The 23,233-nt window shown below is 36.6% G+C and carries 23 protein-coding genes and 3 other annotated features; of the genes, 15 read left to right on the top strand and 8 right to left on the bottom strand.

The features are described from left to right. Positions 1-5 precede the first annotated feature (5 nt). Positions 6-383: a hypothetical protein gene (locus ACXY7N_RS20665; RefSeq protein WP_016136837.1), complete on the bottom strand. Its 378-nt coding sequence runs from the start codon at positions 381-383 to the stop codon at positions 6-8. 145 nt (positions 384-528) lie between these two features. Between ACXY7N_RS20665 and ACXY7N_RS20660 the strand changes: the two genes are divergently transcribed. Then, positions 529-1,071 carry a sigma-70 family RNA polymerase sigma factor gene (locus ACXY7N_RS20660; RefSeq protein WP_016135429.1) on the top strand — a complete coding sequence of 181 codons (543 nt, stop codon included), beginning with the start codon at positions 529-531 and terminating at the stop codon, positions 1,069-1,071. 21 nt (positions 1,072-1,092) lie between these two features. Further along, positions 1,093-2,118 carry a DUF4179 domain-containing protein gene (locus ACXY7N_RS20655; protein WP_016135428.1) on the top strand — a complete coding sequence of 342 codons (1,026 nt, stop codon included), beginning with the start codon at positions 1,093-1,095 and terminating at the stop codon, positions 2,116-2,118. Positions 2,119-2,145: 27 nt separating this feature from the next. On the opposite strand, the gene ACXY7N_RS20650 is transcribed toward ACXY7N_RS20655, so the two are convergent. The 4 genes from ACXY7N_RS20650 to sspI form a co-directional block, all read right to left on the bottom strand. Then, positions 2,146-2,820 carry a CPBP family intramembrane glutamic endopeptidase gene (locus ACXY7N_RS20650; protein WP_016086021.1) on the bottom strand — a complete coding sequence of 225 codons (675 nt, stop codon included), beginning with the start codon at positions 2,818-2,820 and terminating at the stop codon, positions 2,146-2,148. Positions 2,821-3,067: 247 nt separating this feature from the next. After that, positions 3,068-3,781 carry a CPBP family intramembrane glutamic endopeptidase gene (locus tag ACXY7N_RS20645; RefSeq protein ID WP_488592591.1) on the bottom strand — a complete coding sequence of 238 codons (714 nt, stop codon included), beginning with the start codon at positions 3,779-3,781 and terminating at the stop codon, positions 3,068-3,070. Between the two features lie 140 nt (positions 3,782-3,921). After that, positions 3,922-4,479: an HD domain-containing protein gene (locus tag ACXY7N_RS20640; protein ID WP_016086023.1), complete on the bottom strand. Its 558-nt coding sequence runs from the start codon at positions 4,477-4,479 to the stop codon at positions 3,922-3,924. Between the two features lie 176 nt (positions 4,480-4,655). Further along, a complete protein-coding gene (gene sspI, locus ACXY7N_RS20635; protein WP_000009509.1) occupies positions 4,656-4,865 on the bottom strand; it encodes a small acid-soluble spore protein SspI in 210 nt (69 codons plus the stop codon). Between the two features lie 82 nt (positions 4,866-4,947). Here sspI and ACXY7N_RS20630 point away from each other — a divergent pair, with 82 nt between their 5' ends. From ACXY7N_RS20630 to ACXY7N_RS20610, 5 genes are all read left to right on the top strand, one after another. After that, a complete protein-coding gene (locus ACXY7N_RS20630; protein ID WP_016086024.1) occupies positions 4,948-5,745 on the top strand; it encodes a TrmH family RNA methyltransferase in 798 nt (265 codons plus the stop codon). A gap of 48 nt (positions 5,746-5,793) precedes the next feature. Continuing rightward, positions 5,794-6,022 (top strand) — a binding site (T-box leader). 43 nt (positions 6,023-6,065) lie between these two features. Further along, positions 6,066-7,100, top strand: coding sequence for a phenylalanine--tRNA ligase subunit alpha (gene pheS / locus ACXY7N_RS20625; protein WP_000388217.1), 1,035 nt, complete (start codon positions 6,066-6,068; stop codon positions 7,098-7,100). An 18-nt stretch (positions 7,101-7,118) separates the two neighbouring features. Further along, positions 7,119-9,539 (top strand): phenylalanine--tRNA ligase subunit beta, encoded by a 2,421-nt coding sequence (gene pheT / locus ACXY7N_RS20620; protein WP_016135427.1) that lies wholly within the window; start codon positions 7,119-7,121, stop codon positions 9,537-9,539. 153 nt (positions 9,540-9,692) lie between these two features. Beyond that, positions 9,693-9,944, top strand: a binding site (T-box leader). A 52-nt stretch (positions 9,945-9,996) separates the two neighbouring features. Beyond that, positions 9,997-11,388 carry an asparagine--tRNA ligase gene (gene asnS / locus ACXY7N_RS20615; RefSeq protein ID WP_016086026.1) on the top strand — a complete coding sequence of 464 codons (1,392 nt, stop codon included), beginning with the start codon at positions 9,997-9,999 and terminating at the stop codon, positions 11,386-11,388. Positions 11,389-11,480: 92 nt separating this feature from the next. After that, positions 11,481-11,615 (top strand): YuzL family protein, encoded by a 135-nt coding sequence (locus ACXY7N_RS20610; protein ID WP_016086027.1) that lies wholly within the window; start codon positions 11,481-11,483, stop codon positions 11,613-11,615. A gap of 40 nt (positions 11,616-11,655) precedes the next feature. On the opposite strand, the gene ACXY7N_RS20605 is transcribed toward ACXY7N_RS20610, so the two are convergent. The 3 genes from ACXY7N_RS20605 to rnhC all read right to left on the bottom strand — a co-directional run bounded on the left by ACXY7N_RS20605 (position 11,656) and on the right by rnhC (position 13,226). Beyond that, positions 11,656-11,907 carry a hypothetical protein gene (locus tag ACXY7N_RS20605; protein ID WP_016086028.1) on the bottom strand — a complete coding sequence of 84 codons (252 nt, stop codon included), beginning with the start codon at positions 11,905-11,907 and terminating at the stop codon, positions 11,656-11,658. Further along, a complete protein-coding gene (locus ACXY7N_RS20600) occupies positions 11,904-12,158 on the bottom strand; it encodes a hypothetical protein (protein WP_033659778.1) in 255 nt (84 codons plus the stop codon). The genes ACXY7N_RS20605 and ACXY7N_RS20600 overlap by 4 nt, the downstream gene beginning before the upstream one ends. A gap of 132 nt (positions 12,159-12,290) precedes the next feature. Further along, positions 12,291-13,226 (bottom strand): ribonuclease HIII, encoded by a 936-nt coding sequence (gene rnhC, locus ACXY7N_RS20595; RefSeq protein WP_016135426.1) that lies wholly within the window; start codon positions 13,224-13,226, stop codon positions 12,291-12,293. A gap of 124 nt (positions 13,227-13,350) precedes the next feature. Here rnhC and zapA point away from each other — a divergent pair, with 124 nt between their 5' ends. From zapA to ACXY7N_RS20555, 8 genes are all read left to right on the top strand, one after another. Then, the gene (zapA, locus tag ACXY7N_RS20590; protein ID WP_000082701.1) at positions 13,351-13,620 is read left to right on the top strand and encodes a cell division protein ZapA; all 270 of its coding nucleotides are present in this window, start codon (positions 13,351-13,353) and stop codon (positions 13,618-13,620) included. Position 13,621: 1 nt separating this feature from the next. Next, entirely contained in the window at positions 13,622-14,161 is a 540-nt protein-coding gene (locus ACXY7N_RS20585; RefSeq protein ID WP_000565409.1) for a CvpA family protein, read from the top strand. Between the two features lie 55 nt (positions 14,162-14,216). Beyond that, positions 14,217-15,935, top strand: a complete 1,719-nt coding sequence (gene polX, locus ACXY7N_RS20580; RefSeq protein WP_098486255.1) for a DNA polymerase/3'-5' exonuclease PolX — start codon at positions 14,217-14,219, stop codon at positions 15,933-15,935. A 19-nt stretch (positions 15,936-15,954) separates the two neighbouring features. Further along, entirely contained in the window at positions 15,955-18,315 is a 2,361-nt protein-coding gene (locus ACXY7N_RS20575; protein ID WP_016086032.1) for an endonuclease MutS2, read from the top strand. 195 nt (positions 18,316-18,510) lie between these two features. Then, positions 18,511-19,200, top strand: a complete 690-nt coding sequence (locus tag ACXY7N_RS20570; protein WP_016086033.1) for a 23S rRNA pseudouridine(2604) synthase RluF — start codon at positions 18,511-18,513, stop codon at positions 19,198-19,200. Positions 19,201-19,308: 108 nt separating this feature from the next. Beyond that, positions 19,309-19,564: a binding site (T-box leader), on the top strand. A gap of 114 nt (positions 19,565-19,678) precedes the next feature. After that, positions 19,679-21,004: a branched-chain amino acid transport system II carrier protein BrnQ6 gene (gene brnQ6, locus ACXY7N_RS20565; RefSeq protein WP_098560936.1), complete on the top strand. Its 1,326-nt coding sequence runs from the start codon at positions 19,679-19,681 to the stop codon at positions 21,002-21,004. 500 nt (positions 21,005-21,504) lie between these two features. Then, positions 21,505-22,215 (top strand): heme uptake protein IsdC, encoded by a 711-nt coding sequence (isdC, locus tag ACXY7N_RS20560; RefSeq protein WP_488592590.1) that lies wholly within the window; start codon positions 21,505-21,507, stop codon positions 22,213-22,215. Positions 22,216-22,234: 19 nt separating this feature from the next. Then, positions 22,235-23,233: NEAT domain-containing protein (locus ACXY7N_RS20555; RefSeq protein ID WP_488592589.1), on the top strand; the 999-nt coding region annotated here is incomplete at its 3' end.

Below are 23,233 nucleotides of genomic sequence, written 5' to 3'. Positions count from 1 at the left end.
TTCAACTAAATATAGAATGAATCCTCTGCAGAAATGAGTCCCCAAAAAATAACCCCTAATATTCCTGCAATAAAAATAATGAATCCCATATTGCGTATACTTTTAATTTTTGCTTTTAACCCAATGAATCCCGCTAATAATCCAGTTAAAGAAAAAAGGATCCAGTATAGAGAAGTTGGAATAGGAAGGATTGTATCACCATTAATCCCCATGCTCCAAAAAACATAAGGTAGCAAGGTAAAGGATAGGCTGAGTATCCCTGTTAAACAAATGAGCAATTTGCGATGTTTAATTCCTGCAATAATTAAAAAAATACCGCCAAAAAGCCCACATAGAGTAAGAAGTGGTACATAGAAAATCCAAAGTAAGCTCAAAACGTGCATATATAATCTCCCTCTAGTTAATGAGTTATATTTTACTGCATAAGGTTTATTTTGGATATTATTAATGAATATGTATAAATTGATAGAAATGAGTAGTACCGATACGAATTAATAGATGTAGAGTAAGTTAGAGAGGAGGGGGCTCGTGAAAATTACAGAAGAGAACGTTGTGAATCAGCTAAGGAAAAGGAACGAAAAAGCATTATATTTTATTATCGACCAGTACGGCGGACTTATAAAAAGTATTATTCAGAAGCATTTAGCTTCGTTCGAAGATGTGCAAGAGGAATGTATGGATGATGTGTTATTGGCGATTTGGAATCATATTGAAAAGTATGATGAAGAGAAAAATACTTTAAAAAATTGGATTGCGGCTATTACAAAATATAAATCTATCGATTATGCGAGGAAATATGCGAAAACAGTAAATGAAAAAGGATTGGATCAAATAGGTGAAATAGCGATGCATACCGATACGACTAAAAATGAAATTAGTAATGATATGGAACATATATTAGATCATTTAAAGAAGAACGATAAAGAAATCTTTATGAAGCATTACGTGGAAGAAGATAGTGTAGAAAATATTGCAGAGAAAATGGGAGTGAAAACTTCTTTTATATACAATCGTCTATCGAGAGGACGGAAGAAGTTGAGGGCATTATTTTTACATAACCGGATGAAATAAATAAGAGAAGAGGTGAAGGAAATGAAAGATCCATATGAAATGTTAAATGATATAAAAATGGATGAGAATGAATATGAAGAGATTAACTTAACTCATATAGAGAAACAGAAAATGAAAAAGCGAATTCGTAAAAAAATAAAAAAGAACAGAGCTCATACGAAACGGAATGTAGCGATTATAACATCTGCTGCGGCATTATTTATCATAATGATGACTGTAGATATGAGAAGAATGATTGCAGATATACCGTTAATCGGAAGTAAAATGGAAGACTACGTAAACAGTAGAGGCGAACCTTTAAAAGAGTATAAAACGACAATAGGACAAACAGTTTATGATAACGGTGTAGAAGTACGGTTAGATGAAGTGATGATAGATGAAGGGCAGATTATTGTTAATAGTACGTTTAAGTCTAGTCGAATCAATTTAGAGGGTTCTTATCCTAGTCCTGATATTTATATAAATGGAAAACAGTTAAATAGCAGTGGTAGTGGTGGAGACAAGAAAATAAATGAGTACACGTATACATTTTTCTCAAATATAGATTTAAAAGATGATGAAATGAATCCTCTAGAAATTCGTGGAGAATGTGATGTACAAGTTGTATATAGGGATATTTCTTTAAAAGAAGGCAATTCGACATGGAAAGGAGAATGGGGCTTTTCCTTCAAAGCGTCTGGAGACAAAATAAAAGCTGAAACGAAAACAATCCCAATCCATAAGCATTTTAAATTAGAAAATGGTCAAAAAATAGAAGTGGAAGATTTAAAAGTTTCTCCTATATCTGCGAAGTTGAACTATAAGATGTTGAATGGAACAAAATTAGAGGTGAAATTTATCGCGAAAGATCAAGATGGAAAAGAGTTAATACCACATTCAGGCCTTACACTATCGAAAAATAGTTATTGGCGATTTGAAAAACTAGAAGATAGTGTAAAGAAAATTGTTCTGACGCCTGTTCTAACTTCTGGTGAAGAGGGAGAAAAGAAAACGAATTATCGAAAAGTGTTAACGGAAGAAGAGTTTGAAGTTGTGATAAAAGAGTGAAAAGAGGTATCGCGATGATACCTCTTTTTATCCTAAAAAGGCTAACATATTATTCATAATATGAAGTAATATAGCTGGAATAATGGATTTTGTTTTTTTACATAAAATGGCCATAAATAGACCCATGATGAACATACTAAACATCACACCAGTTGAGTATATATGACCTATTCCGAAGAGGAAGCTAGATCCAAGTGCTGCAATCCAAAAGGGGAAGCGCTGTTGTAGGAAGTGAAGAATAATACCGCGGACTATAAGTTCTTCAAAAATAGGTACAAGTATAGCGCCACCTATTAGCAATAACAGTTTGTATTGTTTTAACATTTCTAGGTCTAAAGCGGATGACTGTTCTTTTACCGCATCAGGAAAAATATTATTAATTATAAATGTATCATTAACGATATGTAGTCCGTAAAAAAGGATGATATAGATGTATGTGCTTACTTTTTTTAATGCTGTAAAGTTTAGTGTTGGGACAATTAAATTTCTTAACGGTTTATATGCATAAATTAAAATTAATAAAATGCACAATACAAATAAATGCCTTCCAAAAGTAGTAAGTGATTTTGCTAAAGTAATTTGTTTTGGATCAGTTAGACCTTCTGTATAAATAACGGTAGGAAGGCCTATAAAGAGATCGGCTAGAAATCCTGTTCCCCAAATCGCGAAAACAAGCGAAAATAGAAATTGTGAGAGTGACATAGAGTGCTTTTGTGGGTAAGTTAGTTGCGTGGCTTGTATAATAGTGAATCACCTATCCTTGTTGATTTAATAGTTATATATAAAGATTATAGAATATTTATACAAAAAAGTCATCATTGTAGTAAAAATGATATTTTGAAGCTAATATTTACAGACCTTAATAATTTTACATTGATGTTCTGTGCAAACGGAGGAGTTTGAGGTTGTGATAAAAGAATAAAAAGAGGTATCGCGATGATACCTCTTTCTAACTCAAGAATGCCAACATATTATTCATAATATGAAATAACATAGCTGGAATAATGGATTTTGTTTTTTTACATAAAATGGCCATTAATAATCCCATGAAGAAAGTAATGACCATTACTCCAAGTGAGTATGTATGAACGATACCGAAGAAGAAGCTTGTTAAGATCGCTGCAATCCAAAATGGAAAGCGCTCTGAGAAGAAGCGAAGTATAAAGCCACGGAAAATAAGTTCTTCAAAAATTGGTGTAAGTATAGCGAAACCGAGAAGTAATAATATTTGATACTGCTTAAAAACGTCTAAGTTTAGTGCGGAAGATTGCTGCTTTGTTGCGTCTTGGAACATATAATTTAATAAGATGTAATTGAGTAAAATGTTTATAGCGAAGAAAAGAAGTAAGTATACGTATGTACGCCATTCTTTCAGTGCTTTAAAGTTAAATGATTTTAGTAGTAATTTTTTTGCGGGTTCGAATTTAAAAATGAAGAATAACAACACGGCTAGTTGTAATACGATACTTGCGGTATTTACGATAGATTCATACAGGGCAATTTGTTTTTTATCTGTAAGACCTGCTGTATAAATTGTTAAGGGCATTGCGAGGAACACAGTAATAAGTCCGGTTCCGAAAAAAGCGAATAAAACGGAGCTAATAAATTGTCCCCATGACATAGAGTATTTCTGTTCATTAGAAAGTTGTGTAGCGGGTTGCATTTATAAAATCACCTCTTTACATTTGTATATTTAATTATAAAGTATTTCGTTTTCGGGTGTAATGTTTAAATATTACATACAAAGGTGTATTTTCCATAAAATAATAAAAGAGGTATCACCCTATAGTGATGCCTCTTTTATTATTGATAACTATGTTCTGCCTTATTGTTCGATTTCGATTGCTCTATTTGTAATTCACGCTCTACCAATCGATCTAACTGCTGAATCGCTTTTAGTGCTTTTTCATAAGAAATTGTTCTATAATGGTGCGCTCCGCCCGGTTCTTCATCTGCTTCGTCTGCCCATTTAATAATGTTTTGAAGAGATGTTCTTTCAATTTCTTGTTGTATTAAGAAAGAATCTGTATGAAGAAGAATTGCAATAGAAATTTCTTTTGCTAGTTTCGGATGTTCTCCTAATCTAATAAGCAATTTATGAGCTCTTTCTGCTCCTTTAATTGCGTGTATATCATTCTTTTTATATAAGTCATAGTCCCATTCGCCGCCTGTGTACCACGTATGATGTCCGATATCATGAAGGAAACCGGCTTTTGTCGCAGCATCGACTGAGGCGTGATGCTTTTTAGCTAAGTGAAACGCATGGTAAGCGACAGCAATCGCGTGGACCATCCCAGAACGATTTACGTATTTTTGTGTAATATGGTGTTTGAAAATTTGTTCAAGCGTAATACGGTGCATAAAACATTCACTCCTTTAATCTAATGGTGTATATGAAGAAAAATCGATCGGTTTAAATGTATTTTGAACATTGTACTCCATCGGGGTAGCGTTAGTAAAGTAGAAATGTTTAGGAGAAGAAAAAAATTTTCGTAAAAAAATCACCTTGGCTTATGCGAAGGTGATTTTCAAATTGCTTATTTTTTTAATCCTTGCTCTAGCGTTTCTAACATTTCGTGCTTTTCATTTTCATCAGCGTTTTTCCAAATGACTTCGAATAAAACACCAAGACCTGGCAGCATTTTTTCTTCACCGCTTTGAATTGCATCGACAATCGTTTCTTGTAATTGGTCTTGTGAATTTCCGGATACATTCGCTAATACAGCACCACGTAAATTAAAACTCATAGCTCTCACCTCTTCTTCAGAATTGAAACTGACGTTAGTTTTTGTTCTTTTTTATGTAAATATGTATGAAAAATAGGCTATAATGATAGGACAAGAAAAGAGGGAAATACATATTATGAAAAACATTGATTCAGTACAAAATCCGCGCGTGAAGCAGTGGAAAAAGCTGCAGACGAAAAAAGAGCGCGATAAAAAAGGTTTATTTTTTGTAGAAGGATTCCACTTAGTGGAGGAAGCTTTAAAAGCAGGAGTTGTAACAGAACTTATCGTTTCTGATCAGACAGATCTTCCGAAAGATTGGACAGTTAATGATGTGGAAATGTATATCGTGCCTGAAGCAATCGTAAAAGTACTTCGTGAAACAGAAACGACGCAAGGTGTATTTGCTGTTTGTGAGAAACACGAGAGTGAAGTAGCTCTTGCAGATGGGAAGTTTCTTTTATTAGATGGCCTTCAAGACCCAGGCAACTTAGGGACAATTATTCGTACAGCTGATGCAGCTGGTATTCATGCCGTTGTGCTTGGAGAAGGGTGCGTTGATGCATATAATAGTAAAGTGCTTCGCTCTACACAAGGTTCTATTTTTCATTTACCAGTTGTAAAAGGTAACTTAGAAGAATGGGTAGACAAGCTAAAAGAACAACACGTTCCTGTATATGGAACAGCTCTTGAAAATGGAGTTCCGTATGGTGAAGTAACACCGGTCGGTAGTTTTGCATTAATTGTAGGAAATGAAGGAAGCGGCGTAAGCCAAGAAATTCTTGCGAAAACGGATCAAAACTTGTATATTCCGATTTACGGCGGGGCAGAATCATTAAATGTTGCAGTTGCAGCAGGGATTTTAACGTATTATTTACAAAGCCCAGTTGCGAACAAATAAAAAACTTCTTATAATAAGTTGAAGTATATTATATTAAAAGTTAAATAACGAAAAACGTTGATAGAGAAGAGTAACTTACAAAATCGCCATATAGGGAGAGAATGCCTTAGACTGAAAGCATTCTTATGGTAGACGGAAGTGAATTCACCTCTGGAGTTGGCGCCAGGACCATGTATATGTAAAGGCGTTCCGGTCAGAATTGACCGTTATAACTAATGAGTGGGCAGACATGTTCTGTCAATTTAGGGTGGTACCGCGAATTTACCTCGTCCCTTTTTGGGAGCGGGGTTTTTTTATTTTTAAAATTAGGAGGGTTCCAAATGGAAGCACGTTTAAAAGAGCTAAAGCAAAAAGCGTTAGAGCTTATTGAAGAAGCGAAAGAGCTAAAGGGCTTAAATGACGTACGCGTAGCGTATTTAGGGAAAAAAGGCCCAATTACAGAAGTATTACGCGGCATGGGAAAATTATCAGCAGAAGAGCGTCCACGTATGGGAGCACTAGTAAATGAAGTACGTGAAGCGATTCAAACGCGTCTAGACGACAAAATTGGTAACTTAGAAAAAGCAGTAATTGAAGCGAAATTAGCTACTGAAACAATTGATGTTACACTACCAGGTCGCCCTGTTGAAACAGGTTGTCACCATCCGTTAACAGCTGTTGTTGAGCAAATTGAAGATGTATTCATCGGTATGGGTTATGAAGTAGCTGAAGGAACAGAAGTAGAAAAAGACTACTACAACTTCGAAGCATTAAACTTACCGAAAGATCATCCAGCGCGTGATATGCAAGATACATTCTACATTACAGAAGAAACGTTATTACGTACACATACATCTTCTGTGCAAGCACGTACGATGGAAAATAATAAAGAAAAAGGCCCAATTAAAATTATTTGTCCTGGTAAAGTGTATCGCCGCGATGACGATGATGCGACACATTCACATCAGTTCATGCAAATTGAAGGTCTTGTAATTGATAAAAACATTCGCATGAGTGACTTAAAAGGTACACTACAAGTATTCGTGAAAAAGATGTTCGGTGAAGATCGTGAAATCCGTCTTCGTCCAAGTTTCTTCCCATTCACAGAGCCATCTGTAGAGATGGATATTTCTTGTATGATGTGTCACGGCAAAGGTTGCGGCACTTGTAAAGGAACTGGCTGGATTGAAATTTTAGGCGCAGGTATGGTTCACCCGAACGTACTTGAAATGGCTGGTTATGATTCAAAAGAATATCAAGGTTTCGCATTCGGTATGGGCGCAGAGCGTATCGCAATGTTGAAATACGGCGTAGATGACATTCGTCATTTCTATACAAATGATGTACGTTTCTTACAACAATTCAAACGAGCGTAAGGGAAGGAGAGGATAAGTATGTTCGTATCATATCGTTGGTTACAAGAGTATGTAGATATTAAAGATGTAACAGCACAAGAACTAGCAGACAAAATCACGAAAAGTGGTATTGAAGTAGAAGGTGTTGAAGTATTAAATAAAGGTGTAAAAGGTGTTGTAGTTGGTCACGTATTAGAGTGTGAAAAACACCCAGAAGCTGATAAATTAAGCAAATGCTTAATCGATATCGGTGAAGAAGAGCCAGTTCAAATTATTTGTGGAGCTACGAATATTGCAAAAGGTTTAAAAGTACCAGTTGCAAAAGTTGGCGCTGTACTTCCTGGTAACTTCAAAATTAAAAAAGCAAAACTACGTGGTGAAGCTTCTCACGGTATGGTTTGTGCTCTTCAAGAGCTTGGCATTGATGGGAAATTAGTTTCAAAAGAATATGCAGATGGTATCTTCATCTTCCCAAGTGACGCTGAAGTTGGTGCAGATGCACTTGAAATTTTAAACTTACATGATGAAGTACTTGAGCTTGGTTTAACACCAAACCGTGCTGATTGCTTAAATATGTTAGGTGTTGCATATGAAGTAGCTGCTATTTATGGCCGTGAAGTAAAACTTCCAGCTATCGACTTACAAGAAACTGCAGAAAAAACTTCTGATTACATTTCAGTAAGTGTAGAAGCGAAAGAAGAAAACCCATTATATATTGCAAAAATGGTTAAAAACGTAAAAATTGGTCCATCACCAATGTGGATGCAAACTCGCCTTATGGCAGCTGGCATTCGTCCAATTAGCAACGTAGTTGATATTACAAACTACATTTTAATGGAATACGGTCAACCGTTACATGCATTCGATTACGATAAATTAGGTTCAAAAGAAATCGTTGTTCGTCTTGCAAAAGAAGGCGAAAAAATTGAAACGTTAGATGATCAAGAGCGTACATTACAAAGCCACCACCTTGTAATTACAAACGGCACAAAAGCTTTAGCTGTTGCTGGTGTAATGGGCGGAGCGGATTCTGAAGTTACAAATGAGACAGTAAACGTTTTAATTGAATCTGCATACTTCGCAGGTCAAACAGTGCGCCGTACATCAAAAGACTTAGGTCTTCGCAGTGAATCAAGTGCACGTTTCGAAAAAGGAATCGACCCGACACGTACATTTGAAGCAATTCAACACGCAGCTGCTTTAATGGCGAAATACGCTGGAGGAGAAGCACTTGAAGGTGTAGTAGAAGCTGACAACTTACAAGTACAAGAGCGTACAGTATCTGTTACTGCTGAAAAAGTAAACCGTGTATTAGGTACAAATATTTCTGCAAGTGAAATGGGTACAATGTTCACAAACTTGAAATTCCCATTCACAGAAGTAGAAGGAACATTCCATGTGAATGTACCAGCACGTCGTCCTGATATTACAATTTCAGAAGACTTAGTAGAAGAAGTGGGCCGCTTATACGGTTATGATCACATTCCAGTTACATTACCTTCTGGAACGATGACTCGTGGTAAATTAACAGCAGCACAAACGAAACGTCGTAAAGTACGTCGCTTCCTAGAGGGTGCTGGTTTATATGAAGCGATCACATATTCATTAACAAGCGCTGATAAAGCGAAGCAATATATGGTTGAGCCAAATGAAAAAGCTCCTGTAAACCTTGCACTTCCAATGAGTGAAGAGCGTAGCCAACTTCGTCTAAGCTTAGTGCCACAGTTGTTAGAAGCAGTTTCATACAATGTTGCACGTAAAAACGATAGCGTTGCTTTATACGAAGTAGGTTCTATCTTCTTGCCAACAGAAGCAGGAGAACTTCCGAAAGAAGAACAACATCTTGCAGGTGTAATGACAGGTCTTGCTCTTCACCATGCATGGCAAGGTGAGAAGAAAGTAGTAGACTTCTTCGTTATGAAAGGTGTACTAGAAGGACTATTCGACGTACTTGGCGTTTCAAACCAAATCACATATGCACCAGCAAAACGTGAAGGTATGCACCCAGGTCGTACAGCTGACATCGTATTAGATGGCGAAGTAATTGGTTTCATCGGTCAATTGCATCCTGAAGCAGAAAAACAATTAGATGTGAAAAATACATTCGTATTCGAATTATCTCTTGTAAAAGTATTCGGTGCAGACGCAGAGGAAACTTATTACTCAGCAATTCCACGTTTCCCATCTATGACACGTGATATGGCTGTTGTCGTAACGAAAGAAACAAAAGCTGGTGAAATGAAGCAAGTTATTGCTGAAACTGGCGGAGAACTTCTGAAAGACGTAACGCTATTCGACTTATACGAAGGTGAAAAAATGGAAGAAGGCAAGAAATCACTTGCATTCTCTATGACCTACTTCGATGCAGAACGTACGTTAACAGACGAAGAAGTAACAGAAGCACATAACCGTGTGTTAACAACGGTAGAAGAGAAATTCGGTGCGGAGTTACGTAAGTAATTAGAAAATTGCCGGATTCATTCCGGCAATTTTTTTATTGCACAATCGTCTAAAGATGTCGGTAAGTCGATATATTATAAAAATCGCTTATATATTTTCTGGCATCTTGCATCTTTCTCTCGAATGTAGTACATTAATTTTAGTTTAACAAAACGAAAGACGATGATAAGGAAAAGTAGTATATACTATAATCCAAAGCGAGTCAGGGATGGTGAGAGCCTGATGAGGCGGTATATGTGAAGAACACCTTGGAGTTGCTAACCGAAATTGAATCTTGTATTCAAGAGTAGACTTAGACGGGAATCCGGCCTGTTACAAACCGGGAAGTATGTATTACATACGAGTTAAAGTTGGTCTTTATGACAAATTGGGTGGTACCGCGAAGTTTAACCTTTCGTCCCTTTATGGATGAAAGGTTTTTTTGTATTTAAATATATCAGCAAAGGAGAATTTCACTATGGAAAACACATTAGTAAAAAGTCTGTATAGAGATACAGATAAATACGCAGGTCAAACAGTACAAGTATCAGGGTGGATTCGTAACTTACGTGATTCAAAAGCATTTGGTTTCATCGAATTAAACGACGGTAGCTTCTTCAAAAGCGTTCAAATCGTTTTCGATACAGAATTAGAGAACTTCAAAGAAATTGCAAAACTTCCACTTAGCTCTTCAGTTAAAGTAGAAGGTAAAGTAATTGCAACGCCTGGAGCGAAGCAACCATTTGAAATTAAAGCAGAAAAAATTGATATCGAGGGTTTATCAGATTCTGATTACCCACTTCAAAAGAAACGTCATACGTTTGAATACTTACGTACAATCGCTCACTTACGTCCAAGAACAAATGCATTCTCTGCAACGTTCCGCGTACGTTCTATCGCAGCATTTGCGATTCACCAGTTCTTCCAAGAGCGTGGATTCGTACATGTTCACACACCAATCATCACTGGTAGTGATACAGAAGGTGCTGGCGAAATGTTCCGCGTAACAACGCAAGATTTAAACAACGTACCAAAAGGTGAAGACGGACAAGTTGATGAAGCAAAAGACTTCTTCGGCAAAGAAACAAACTTAACAGTAAGTGGACAGCTGAACGCTGAAGCTTATGCATTAGCATTCCGTGATGTATACACATTCGGACCTACATTCCGTGCAGAAAACTCAAACACAACTCGCCACGCTGCTGAGTTCTGGATGGTTGAGCCTGAGATTGCATTCGCTGAATTAGGTGACGTAATGGATCTTACAGAAGATATGCTGAAATATGCAATGAAATACGTACTAGAGCATGCGCCAGAAGAAATGGAATTCTTCAACAGCTTCGTTGATAAGACAGTTCTAGAGCGTATGAACAATGTGATTAACTCTGACTTCGGTCGTATCACATATACAGAAGCAATTAAAGTACTTCAAGAATCAGGTGCTGACTTCAAATACCCAGTAGAATGGGGTATTGACTTACAAACAGAGCATGAAAGATACTTATCAGAAGAGATCTTCAAACGCCCTGTATTCGTAACTGACTATCCGAAAGACATTAAAGCGTTCTACATGCGTATGAATGAAGATGGAAAAACAGTAGCTGCTACTGACCTTCTAGTTCCTGGCATCGGCGAATTAATCGGCGGAAGTCAACGTGAAGAAAGAATGGACGTTTTAGTAGACAGAATTAAAGAATTAGGTATGAACGAAGAGGACTACTGGTGGTACTTAGAACTTAGAAAATACGGCGGTACAAAACACGCTGGATTCGGTCTAGGTTTCGAGCGCTTCCTAATGTATATCACTGGCATGGCTAACATCCGTGACGTAATTCCATTCCCAAGAACTCCAGGTTCTTCTGAGTTCTAAAATATGAAAAAAGCGAGAGGATTTCCTCTCGCTTTTTATTTTGAATAGTTTAGTACCTCGTAGCAAAAAGTAACGCGAAGGGGTGAATATAAATGAGTAAAAAAGTGAAAAAAGATCATTCAAGATCAAGCCTTGGTTCTCCAGAAATAGAAGGACAAGGAACGACGACACATGAAACAGGTTCTCATAAAGTATCTTCATCAAATAAGAAGCAGAAACGAAGCTAACATAAAAAAGGAGAGTCTTGGCGGCTCTCCTTTTTATGTGTTACATCTTATTATCGTTAATTTCTTTTGTAATGTTATCTACATCTTTGTCTAATCGATCTAAATAGAAAAACCACAGTAAGCTTATGAACACGTAATAGATGGCCATAACGCCAAGATTATCAGATATGTTTTCGAATGTGGATTTAGTAGTGAATAAAACTCCCCAAATGGTAGAAATAATGAAGTAAGAAAGCGGGCCTACGAGGTGTACGAAAACATATAATAACTTTTTCACTTTTACAGCGTTCATATGAAAAACCTCCTTTTTCTAATCATACATTCAAGTTCCTCACAGAAGTGTTGTAGTTTTGCTGGATTATGTATTAACAAGCGGGCATCGTGTTTCCCGATAAATCTTCGGATCCGAAAGTTTAATAAGAAAGATCGGCCATAGCGTTCTATTAAATCGTTGAACTCTCGTTGTTCACTTAGTAGCTGAATGTTTTCTCTAATTTCGAACTGTCTTTCGTGTGGGTCACCTAGTAAGATATTTAGAATCATTTGTAGAAGTAGAAATGGGAATCCCCTTCCTTAATTTGAATAATCTGTATATTTATATTGTAACAAAAATATAAGGTCGATAGTAGGGTGAAACAAAAAACAGGAGTTTGTAGGCTCCTGTTTTTGTCGATACTATTTTAATAAGCGAAACGCCTTCTCCGTATTAGCAAAATGCAGTTTCACAAACTCAGGTAATCGTTCTTTACCAAGTTTTTGAATTAATTTAGCAGCAGCGATATCAACTTGTTTACCAGCACCTTTTGGAAGTGGCATACCAGCTTTTTTACTTAATTCGTCAAACTGTTTTACGAATGAGTAGCGAGCTAAAATAGAAGCAGCGGCTACTGCTAAATGGACGCTTTCGCCTTTCGTCGCGAAGTAAACATTTTCACGCTGTACCTGTTTTTGTTTTGCTAAATATTTGTAGTATGTATCAGGTTGTGTGAATTGGTCGATTAAGATGCCTTCAGGTTTTGTAGGCTCAATTTTAGCTAATAAGTTTGTAATAGCTTTATTATGTAGTAAAGCTTTTAACTTACCTTGGTTGTTTCCTTTATCAAATAGTTCGTTATATTTTTCATTATGAAGGACAAGAGAACTGTAAGGAACAACGTGTAGAAGTTGTTTCGCAATGGCAGTAATTTGATCGTCATTTAAGTTTTTAGAGTCTTTTACACCAAGTTCTTTTAAAAGTGGAATTTGCTTCGCATCCACATATACAGCAACTACTGTCATCGGCCCGAAGAAATCACCAGTACCAACTTCATCTGACCCTACGATAGACATTGTACCAATGGAAGTAGGCGGTGCATAACGGTGTGAATCGACAGATTTTTTTACAGCTGTTTTCGGTGTTTGAGAGACAGTTTGCCAACGAGAAGCCTCTGCTTCAGCACGTCCGCCTTGGAACATTACTTTTCCAGATTTATACGCTGTAATTGTGCAAGATGGTACCTTTGCCATGAAGATCCCGCCTTGCGGGATTTTCGGGCTAAGCGAGTGTTTATATTGTTGTTTCATGTCTTCAATTACTGTAGAATTTGTTTGAATTACGATAGAATTTGACATAATGGTCGCCCCTTTTTTTATATTGTTATTTTTATCATATCGGATTGTTCTTTCTGTTTCCATATTATGAAGGTTCATGGTATGATAAACTTTAGGATTCTGTACGTGATTGGAGGCCGGTGAGTTGTCACAACAAAAGGGAAAGAAAAGTCGAATTAATGTAGAAATCTATGGTCAGCAATATTCAGTTGTTGGCGATGAAAGTACAAGTCATATCCGCATGGTAGCAGCGATTGTGGATGATAAAATGCGCGAACTCAATGCCAAGAATCCTTCGCTTGACACGAGTAGACTAGCGGTATTGACGGCGGTAAACGTCATACACGATTACATAAAATTAAAAGAAGAACATGAGAAATTGAAAGAAAGTATGACAAAAAAAGGAATGGAATAACATGATTGATATTATTATCATTTTACTGCTTGTTATGGGATTTTTCCTCGGCTTACGCAGAGGGTTTATTCTGCAACTTGTAAAGTTAACAAGCTTTATTATCGCATACCTTGTTGCATACTGGTACTGTAAAGATTTAGCGCCAGCACTTGCGAAATTTATTCCGTATCCATTTGATAAAAACGTATCTGTTCCAGAATGGATTGATGCAAATAATATTGAGACAGTATTTTATCAAGCGCTTGCGTTTATCATATTGTTTATTATCACAAAAATTGCACTTTCGTTACTTGGTAATTTGTTAAATATGTTTGCAGAAATACCGGTTTTAAAGCAAGTAAATGCGTTTGCGGGGGCAATCCTCGGATTTTTAGAAGTATATATTATTTTGTTTGTCTTAATTATCATTGGAAACATTCTTCCGATTGAACAAGTACAAACACCATTACAAAAATCATCAATTAGCAAAATAATTGTAGACGATACACCGATTCTCTCTGAAAAGGTGAAGGAACTATGGCAGACAGGTAGCAGAGTATAACTTCTCTTTTTTCGGAAAGAGGAGTTTTTTTCTATGAAAGAAAGGCGGGGTAATGATGAAAGTAAATAAAAAACAAGTTATTAAATTACTAGAGACAATCGGGCTTTTTATGGAACTAAAGGGCGCAAATCCATTTAAAATATCTGCATTTCGTAAGGCGGCAGCAGCATTAGAAAGTGACGATCGCAGTCTTTCTGAAATTGAAGATTTCACGAAGATTCCAGGTATCGGAAAAGGAACAGCGGCAGTTATTCAAGAATATATAGAATCGGGAACATCTGAAGTATTACAAGAGCTTGAAAAAGAAGTGCCAAGTAGCTTATTACCGTTATTAAAATTACCAGGCCTTGGTGGTAAAAAGGTAGCTAAGTTATATAAAGAACTTGGTGTTGTTGATATGGAATCGCTAAAAGCGGTTTGTGAGGAAAATAAAGTACAAGCTTTAGCAGGTTTCGGTAAGAAGACAGAAGAGAAAATATTAGAAGCAATTGATCAAGTAGGCTCTCGTCCAGAGCGTTTACCAATCGCGATGGTATTGCCTATTGCCGGGGAAATAGAGGAGAAATTGTCGAATATTGCTGAAGTAATTCGTTTCTCTCGCGCTGGTAGTTTGCGCCGTGTTCGTGAAACAGTGAAAGATTTAGACTTTATCATTGCAACGACAGAACCAGTAGCAGTACGTGAGCATTTACTGCAATTCGATAATATGATTGAAGTAATCGCAAGTGGAGATACGAAAGTTTCTGTTCGTCTTCAATATGAATATGATATTTCAATCGATTTCCGTTTAGTAAAACCAGAAGAATTTATTACAACGCTTCACCATTTCACAGGATCAAAAGACCATAACGTGAAAATGCGTCAAATCGCAAAAGATAAAGGCGAGAAAATTAGTGAGTACGGTGTAGAAAACTTAGAAACAGGTGAAGTGAAGACGTTTGAAACAGAAGAGGAGTTCTTTGCTCATTTCGGTCTTCCGTTTATCCCGCCAGAAGTGCGTGAAGATGGAAAAGAAATTGAATTAATTAAAGAGTATCCAAACTTAATTCAGTTTTCCGATATACAAGGTGATTTACATATGCATACAACGTGGAGTGACGGTGCTTTTTCTATTGAAGAAATGGTACAAGCGTGCCGCGCTCGTGGATATAAGTTTATGGCAATCACTGATCACTCACAATACTTGAAAGTAGCGAACGGTTTAACGAAAGAGCGCCTTCGTGAACAAGCGAAAGAAATTGAACGTATGAATGAAAAGTATCCAGACATTACAATTTTACGCGGAATTGAAATGGATATTTTACCGGATGCAACACTTGATTTTGATGATGAAGTACTAGCAGAATTAGACTATGTTATTGGAGCGATTCACTCTAGCTTCTCACAAGACCGTGAAACGATTATGAAACGTCTTCGCGCTGCGCTAGAGAATAAGCATGTCACAATGATTGCTCATCCGACAGGACGTCTTCTTGGACGTCGTGAGGGTTATGATGTAGATACAGATTTATTAATTGAACTCGCAAAAGAGACAAATACAGTTTTAGAATTAAATGCGAATCCAAACCGTCTAGATTTAAGCGCGAAATTATTAAAACAAGCACAAGATGCTGGTGTAAAAGTAGCGATTAATACGGATGCTCATACGCTTGAAATGTTAGAAGATATGGAAACAGGTGTAGCAGCGGCACGTAAAGGTTGGATTCAAAAAGATAACGTAATTAACACATGGGATATTGAACGTTTATTAGACTATATTAAACGTAATAAGTAACACAAGGGGGACCTGCAACATGTTAGAAAGAACGTTGCGTGTATTAGAATACAATAAAGTAAAAGAACAATTACTTGAACATACAGCCTCTTCACTTGGCCGTGACAAAGTGAAGCATTTAGTGCCGAGCACTGATTTTGAAGAAATCGTAGAAATGCAAGATACAACGGATGAAGCAGCGAAAGTCATTCGTTTGAAAGGTAATGCACCATTAGGTGGTATTACGGATATTCGCTCAAATGTGAAGCGTGCAAAGATTGGAAGTATGTTAAGCCCGAATGAACTACTGGATATTGCCAATACGATGTATGGTAGTCGCAATATGAAACGTTTCATTGAAGATATGGTTGATAATGGTGTCGAGCTTCCCATTTTAGAAACTCATGTTGCTCAAATTGTATCTTTATATGATTTAGAAAAGAAGATTACAAATTGCATCGGTGATGGCGGTGAAGTAGTCGATAGCGCAAGTGATAAACTGCGTGGTATTCGTACTCAAATTCGTACTGCGGAAAGCCGTATTCGTGAAAAGTTAGAAAACATGACGCGTTCTTCCAACGCGCAAAAGATGCTGTCTGACGCGATTGTAACGATTCGTAACGAACGTTACGTAATCCCAGTAAAACAAGAATACCGCGGCGTATATGGCGGTATTGTTCACGATCAATCAGCTTCTGGACAAACGTTATTTATTGAACCACAAGTCATTGTAGAATTAAATAACGCGCTTCAAGAAGCACGAGTGAAAGAAAAACAAGAGATCGAACGCATCTTATTGATGTTAACAGAAGAAGTGGCAGTAGAAGCGGATATCGTTTTATCGAACGTAGAAGTAGTTGCGAATCTTGACTTCATCTTTGCGAAAGCTTTTTATGCGAAGCGTATTAAAGCAACGAAGCCAATCGTAAATAACGAGCGCTATATGGATTTAAGACAAGCACGTCATCCGCTTATTGATCCGGAAATTATCGTGCCAAATAATATTATGTTAGGTAAAGATTTCACGACAATTGTTATTACAGGACCGAATACAGGTGGTAAAACAGTTACGCTGAAAACAGTTGGTATTTGTGTACTAATGGCACAATCTGGTCTTCATATTCCAGTAATGGATGAATCAGAGATTTGTGTATTCAAAAATATCTTTGCTGATATCGGTGATGAGCAATCGATTGAACAAAGTTTAAGTACGTTCTCCTCACATATGGTGAACATTGTTGATATTTTAGAAAAAGCTGATTTTGAAAGCTTAGTTTTATTCGATGAATTAGGAGCTGGAACAGACCCGCAAGAAGGGGCTGCATTAGCAATTTCAATCTTAGATGAAGTATGTAATCGTGGTGCTCGCGTTGTTGCAACGACGCATTACCCAGAATTAAAAGCATACGGATATAATCGTGAGCAAGTTATTAATGCGAGCGTTGAGTTCGACGTGAACACATTAAGCCCAACGTATAAATTATTAATCGGTGTACCAGGACGTAGTAATGCCTTTGAAATTTCGAAACGCCTTGGATTATCTGATCGCGTGATTGATCAAGCTCGTAACCACATTAGTACAGATACAAACAAAATTGAAAATATGATTGCGAAGTTAGAAGAAAGTCAAAAGAACGCAGAACGTGACTGGAACGAAGCAGAAGCACTTCGTAAGCAATCTGAAAAACTGCATCGCGAATTACAGCGTCAAATTATTGAATTTAATGATGAGCGCGATGAAAAATTATTAAAAGCGCAAAAAGAAGGGGAAGAAAAAGTCGAAGCTGCAAAGAAAGAAGCAGAAGGCATTATTCAAGAACTTCGTCAATTGCGTAAAGCACAGCTTGTAAACGTGAAAGACCATGAGCTTATTGAAGCGAAGAGCCGTCTAGAAGGTGCGGCGCCAGAGCTTGTGAAGAAACAAAAAGTAAACGTGAAAAACACAGCGCCGAAACAACAATTACGCGCAGGTGATGAAGTAAAAGTATTAACGTTCGGTCAAAAAGGTCAATTACTTGAAAAGGTAAGTGATACAGAGTGGAGCGTACAAATTGGTATTCTGAAGATGAAAGTGAAAGAATCCAATATGGAATACATTAATACACCGAAGCAAACTGAGAAAAAAGCAGTTGCAAGTGTGAAGGGAAGAGATTATCACGTTTCCTTAGAGCTTGACCTTCGTGGTGAACGTTATGAAGATGCAATGATGCGTGTTGAAAAATATTTAGACGATGCCCAGCTTGCAAGCTATCCTCGCGTCTCAATTATTCACGGTAAAGGAACAGGAGCGCTTCGCCAAGGTGTACAAGACTACTTGAAGAAACATCGCGGCGTGAAAAACTACCGCTACGGTGACATGGGCGAGGGAGGCCTAGGCGTGACAGTTGTCGAATTAAAATAGAAAACAACGAAACAAAGGGGAAACCATTATATGTTTATGGACAAACTTGCAAAAGTATTGTTAGCTTGTTGCGGAATATTTTTGGTGATTGGGGTTATTTATTTAGTTGTTTTTGCGAAGTGAAAAAGCGTCAATCGTGGCATAATGATATTGCCATAGATTGACGCTTTTAATATATGTGAAAAGGAATAAGACATGAAAATCAACCAATACATAAGCGAAGCAAAATCCTGCTCAAGACGTGAGACAGATCGTCTTATTAAAGCTGGACGCGTGGCTATTAACGGTGAAATATGTACGCACGGTGCACCTGTGAGCGATGGTGATGTCGTGACGATTGATGGACAGGTTATTGCAAAAGAAGAGAAGGAAAAGGTGTATATTGCCTTTCATAAACCAGTAGGCATTACTTGTACAGCAGCCGATCATATTGAAGATAATATTATTGACTATATCAATTACCCAGAGCGTATCTTTCCTGTTGGGCGATTGGATAAAGCGTCAGAAGGACTTATTTTATTAACAAATGATGGTGCGATTGCGAATCAAATTTTACATGGTGATCATGAGCACGAGAAAGAATATGTTGTCACAGTCGATAAACCTTTTACAGATTGGTTTATTGATGAGATGTCCAGCGGTGTAAAGATTAAAGATGGCATGACGAAGCCATGTAAAGTGACGAGAGTTGATCAGTCTACATTTCGCATCGTTTTAACGCAAGGGATGAACAGACAAATTCGTAGAATGAGCCGTGCTTTCGGGTTTACTGTGACAAAACTAAAGCGAGAACGCATTATGAATATAGAGCTAAATGATCTTGAAGTAGGAAAGTGGAGAGACATTACAGCTGAAGAATTAGAATTATTAATAGGGCAGTTATAGGGAGGGGAAATTTTCTCCCTATATTTTTTTGTCAGAAAAAATAAAACTATTGATTTTTTAAAAAATAGCCCATATAATAAAAAACAACAAGTTTCGACAAGATATTTTATAAAAGTAATGATGAGGACATGAGTTGTTTTCTACGATTCTCAGAGAGGGAAGCCTTAGGCTGTGAGCTTCCTAATACGAAAAGACAAGCTTACCACCTCTAAACTTCAAGAGTGAACTGCATGCATGATGCATTGTAATTCTTGGCGGATAAAACCGTTATCAATTTACACGAGCTATAAAATGAGCTTATTTCGTTATAAATTCATTTTATTAGAATAAGGGTGGAACCACGATTTCAACACTCGTCCCTTTGTTAGGGACGGGTGTTTTTTGCGTTCTTTTATGGGGAAGTATGCTTGAAAGAGGATATATGACGGATTTTAATTCAGAATATTTTGTTAAATAAAAAATTAGGAGGTTAGTAGAAATGAAATCATCTTTAAAGTTTTCTGAGATGTTTGCAATAAGTTTAATGTTATTTGCACTATTTTTCGGTGCGGGTAATATGATTTTTCCACCAGCATTAGGACAAGGTGCTGGAACAGATGTATGGATCGCGTTGTTTGGTTTTATTGTAACAGGAGTTGGGCTACCGTTATTAGGGGTAATTGTTATAGCTTTAAAGGGAGATATTAATGAGCTAGCAGGGCGTGTACACCCTATATTCGCACTAGTTTTTATCACTGCAATTTATTTATGTTTAGGCGTATTCGTAAGTGTACCGCGTACAGGAACTGTTGCTTATGAAATGAGTATTGCACCGTTTTTACCAAGTGAGATAGCTGGTCAATCATATCCACTTGTTATCTTTACATTTATTTTCTTTGCCGTAACTTTCTATCTAGCTTTAAATCCGTCGAAATTAGTGGGGCGCATTGGTAAAGTGTTAACTCCAATTTTGTTAGCTGTTATTGCAATTATCGTAGGTAAAGCACTTATTACACCAATTGGAGAATTTGGTGCACCGACAGAAGCGTATAGTGCTCCGCTCTTTAAAGGTTTTATTGATGGATATTTAACTTTAGATGGACTTGCAGCACTTGTTTTCGGAAATGTTGTGATTAATGCGTTAAAAGCAAAAGGTGTTACAAATAAGAACAGCATTGCAAAAGTAACAATCTTTGCAGGATTTATTGCAGCGCTTGGTTTACTACTTGTTTATTTAGCGCTTGCTTATCTGGGAGCTTCTAGTGTGTCTCTTGGAATGGGAGCAAACGGAGGAATTATTTTAACAAACGTTGTAAATCATTTGTTTGGTAGTTATGGAACTTTATTATTAGGAATTGCAATTACAGCAGCATGTTTAACAACTTCTGTAGGTATTGTTGCAGCTTGTGGGGAATATTTTTCTTCCTTATTACCAAAGCTTTCTTATCAAAAGGTCGTTTTCATTTTCTGTGTATTAGCATTTATGGTAGCGAATCTTGGATTAACTCAGTTAAATGCATTAGCATTACCGATTTTAATTGCAATTTACCCAATTGGTATCGTGCTGATTGTATTATCACTTGTTGAAAACTACGTTCGTCTTCCATTAGCGATGTATGTAGGTGGTATTGTAGGAGCATTTGCAATAAGTTTCTTTGATGGATTACACAATGCAAACCTTCAAATCGCAGCGCTAGCCCCTATTTTAGATAAGATTCCATTATATAGTGTAGGCATTGGTTGGCTAGTTCCAGGCATAATCGGTATAGGATTTGGTTATATAGTTTCTAAGTTTCAAAAGCAGGAAATTGCTGTAGAAAAATAGAGGAAAGAGGCTTTCTATGAAAGAAAGCCTCTTTTTTTGTAGAAAAAGCCGTATATAGAGAAATTTAGATATTAAAAATTTTATACGTAATATAGTTGACAAAAAATTTACGAGTAGGCTAAGATTGACTTAGTTGTGGAAATATTGGAAGGAAAGTGAGGAGTGAAAGGTATAAGGTTTTCTATAACGATATCATTTTTGTAGATAGAGGTGATAGAGTAGGAAAATGGATAGTTTTATTTTTTTTGAGTTTCATTGAGAATGATAATCAACAAATAGGATAGGGACTTATGTTAAAATAGGAATCGCTCTTTATACGGAATAGAGAGGGATATTATTTTTAATATCAAGTGAGAATGATAATCAATAATATCTACAGTACATAAAGAAAGTACAATTAAATAATGGTAGAGGATTATTATTTTTTTCTTATAAATTGAGAATAATTATCATTTTCAAAAGAGTGTGGATGAAAGATAAACAAGGAGGAAGTAAGCCAAATGAGAAAGATTTCTGTATTACCCGCTTTTATTATAACGTTCGTATGTATGCTAGCTGTTCTTGTCATGCCATATGGGAAAGCTTCAGCACAACTAGCTGACGGTACTTATGATATTAACTATGTCATTCAAAAAGCGGAAAATGATTCAGCTTCAATGGCAAATGATTATTTTGAAAAACCAGCTAAGTTAGTTGTAAAAAATGGTGAGATGAGAGTACAAATTCCGATGAATCATAGTGCTTGGATTACAGAATTTAAAGCACCTGAGAATGGGAATTTTATTGATGCGAAAGTTGTTAGTAAAGATGAATCAGCAGATAAAAGAACTGTAGAGTTTAAAATAGACGACTTATCTAAACCAGCAGCTGTAAAGATTCATGTTGTTGTACCAGATGTGAATTATGACCATCACTACACAATTCGCTTTGCGTTTGATGCAAATGTAAAAGCGGTAGGTGGCGATAACGGTGTAGCTGCTACAACAAAAAATAATGACCAAGCGAAAACAGATACACAAGTAAAAGAAGAGAAAACAAAAGTAGAGAGTAAGGAAACAGCTAAAGAAGCGAACAAAGAAACAAAAAATGAAAATGGAAAAGCTGAAAAAACAGATAACCCCAAAACAGGCGATGAAGCACGTATTGGATTGTTTGCAGCGCTAATTCTAATTTCAGGTGTTTTCTTAATCCGTAAAGTACGTCAAAACTAAATAAAGGAGCGGTATTCCATTGAATAAATATTTTAAAATGGTTGTTGCGATGTTTTTAATGGTATTTACATTCGTATCAACATTACAACCCCTTGCGGTTCAAGCTGCTAGTCAACTAGCTGACGGTGAATATTCAATTGGTTTCAAAGTTCTTAAAGACAAATCAGATGAAGAATCCATGATGAATCAATACTCTGTAAGTCCAGGAACTTTAAAAGTGAAGGATGGGAAAAAGAAAGTATCCTTTACGTTAACGCATAGTTCATGGATTACGAAATTTGAAACAGAAAAAGCAGGTCAGCTCGTTGAGACAAATGTAATTAGTGAGGATAAAGAAAAAGATACAAGAGTAGTAGAATTTGATGTGGAAGATGTAGAGAAGATATTAAATGCAAAAGTAAAAGTTGATATTGATGCGTTTAATTATCATCATTACTATGACATTCGTATTTCATTCGACCAAAATAGTATTACACCAATTCATGTAGAAAAACCAGATGAAAAAGAGGACCCAGCTAATAAGCCAGATCCAAATGAAACTACGGATCCAGGTCAGAAGCCCGACCAAAAGCCTGACCCAAATCAACAACCAAATTCTAACACAATTGAAGATGGTGCGTACAGTATTCCTTTCAAAGTATTAAAAGATAAAACAGATGAAGAATCTAAAATGAATAGTTACATGAAAAATCCAGGAGTATTGAAAGTAGAAAATGGTAAGAAAAAAGCAATTGTAACGCTAAAGAGTAGCTCATTAATTAAAAATTTCCAAACAGAAAAAGATGGTGCATTTGTTGATGCAAAAGTAGTGAGTGAAGATAAAGAAAAAGATACAAGAGTAGTAGAGTTTGAAGTAGCTGATTTATCAAAAAAACTAAATACAAAAGTATTTATTGAGATGGCATCAAAAAATTATAAACAAACGCATGACGTACAACTTGTATTTGAACAAGACAAACTTGAACCAATTAAAAGTGAAGATAAACAACCAGATGGAGACAAACAGCCGGATGGAGGC

The organism is Bacillus sp. 5w2, from assembly GCF_054353775.1.
Note: the sequence above shows the minus strand (reverse complement) of the source record. Positions and strands in the feature narration are given on the sequence as shown.

Excerpts from the sequence above, each read along its gene's own strand:
- ACXY7N_RS20665 (WP_016136837.1), bottom strand. The coding sequence starts at position 383 with ATGCACGTTTTGAGCTTACTTTGGATTTTCTATGTACCACTTCTTACT.
- ACXY7N_RS20655 (WP_016135428.1), top strand. The coding sequence starts at position 1,093 with ATGAAAGATCCATATGAAATGTTAAATGATATAAAAATGGATGAGAAT.
- ACXY7N_RS20650 (WP_016086021.1), bottom strand. The coding sequence starts at position 2,820 with ATGTCACTCTCACAATTTCTATTTTCGCTTGTTTTCGCGATTTGGGGA.
- ACXY7N_RS20645 (WP_488592591.1), bottom strand. The coding sequence starts at position 3,781 with ATGCAACCCGCTACACAACTTTCTAATGAACAGAAATACTCTATGTCA.
- ACXY7N_RS20640 (WP_016086023.1), bottom strand. The coding sequence starts at position 4,479 with ATGCACCGTATTACGCTTGAACAAATTTTCAAACACCATATTACACAA.
- sspI (WP_000009509.1), bottom strand. The coding sequence starts at position 4,865 with ATGAGTTTTAATTTACGTGGTGCTGTATTAGCGAATGTATCCGGAAAT.
- ACXY7N_RS20630 (WP_016086024.1), top strand. The coding sequence starts at position 4,948 with ATGATAGGACAAGAAAAGAGGGAAATACATATTATGAAAAACATTGAT.
- pheS (WP_000388217.1), top strand. The coding sequence starts at position 6,066 with ATGGAAGCACGTTTAAAAGAGCTAAAGCAAAAAGCGTTAGAGCTTATT.
- pheT (WP_016135427.1), top strand. The coding sequence starts at position 7,119 with ATGTTCGTATCATATCGTTGGTTACAAGAGTATGTAGATATTAAAGAT.
- asnS (WP_016086026.1), top strand. The coding sequence starts at position 9,997 with ATGGAAAACACATTAGTAAAAAGTCTGTATAGAGATACAGATAAATAC.
- ACXY7N_RS20610 (WP_016086027.1), top strand. The coding sequence starts at position 11,481 with ATGAGTAAAAAAGTGAAAAAAGATCATTCAAGATCAAGCCTTGGTTCT.
- ACXY7N_RS20605 (WP_016086028.1), bottom strand. The coding sequence starts at position 11,907 with ATGAACGCTGTAAAAGTGAAAAAGTTATTATATGTTTTCGTACACCTC.
- ACXY7N_RS20600 (WP_033659778.1), bottom strand. The coding sequence starts at position 12,158 with ATGATTCTAAATATCTTACTAGGTGACCCACACGAAAGACAGTTCGAA.
- rnhC (WP_016135426.1), bottom strand. The coding sequence starts at position 13,226 with ATGTCAAATTCTATCGTAATTCAAACAAATTCTACAGTAATTGAAGAC.
- ACXY7N_RS20585 (WP_000565409.1), top strand. The coding sequence starts at position 13,622 with ATGATTGATATTATTATCATTTTACTGCTTGTTATGGGATTTTTCCTC.
- polX (WP_098486255.1), top strand. The coding sequence starts at position 14,217 with ATGAAAGTAAATAAAAAACAAGTTATTAAATTACTAGAGACAATCGGG.
- ACXY7N_RS20575 (WP_016086032.1), top strand. The coding sequence starts at position 15,955 with ATGTTAGAAAGAACGTTGCGTGTATTAGAATACAATAAAGTAAAAGAA.
- ACXY7N_RS20570 (WP_016086033.1), top strand. The coding sequence starts at position 18,511 with ATGAAAATCAACCAATACATAAGCGAAGCAAAATCCTGCTCAAGACGT.
- brnQ6 (WP_098560936.1), top strand. The coding sequence starts at position 19,679 with ATGAAATCATCTTTAAAGTTTTCTGAGATGTTTGCAATAAGTTTAATG.
- isdC (WP_488592590.1), top strand. The coding sequence starts at position 21,505 with ATGAGAAAGATTTCTGTATTACCCGCTTTTATTATAACGTTCGTATGT.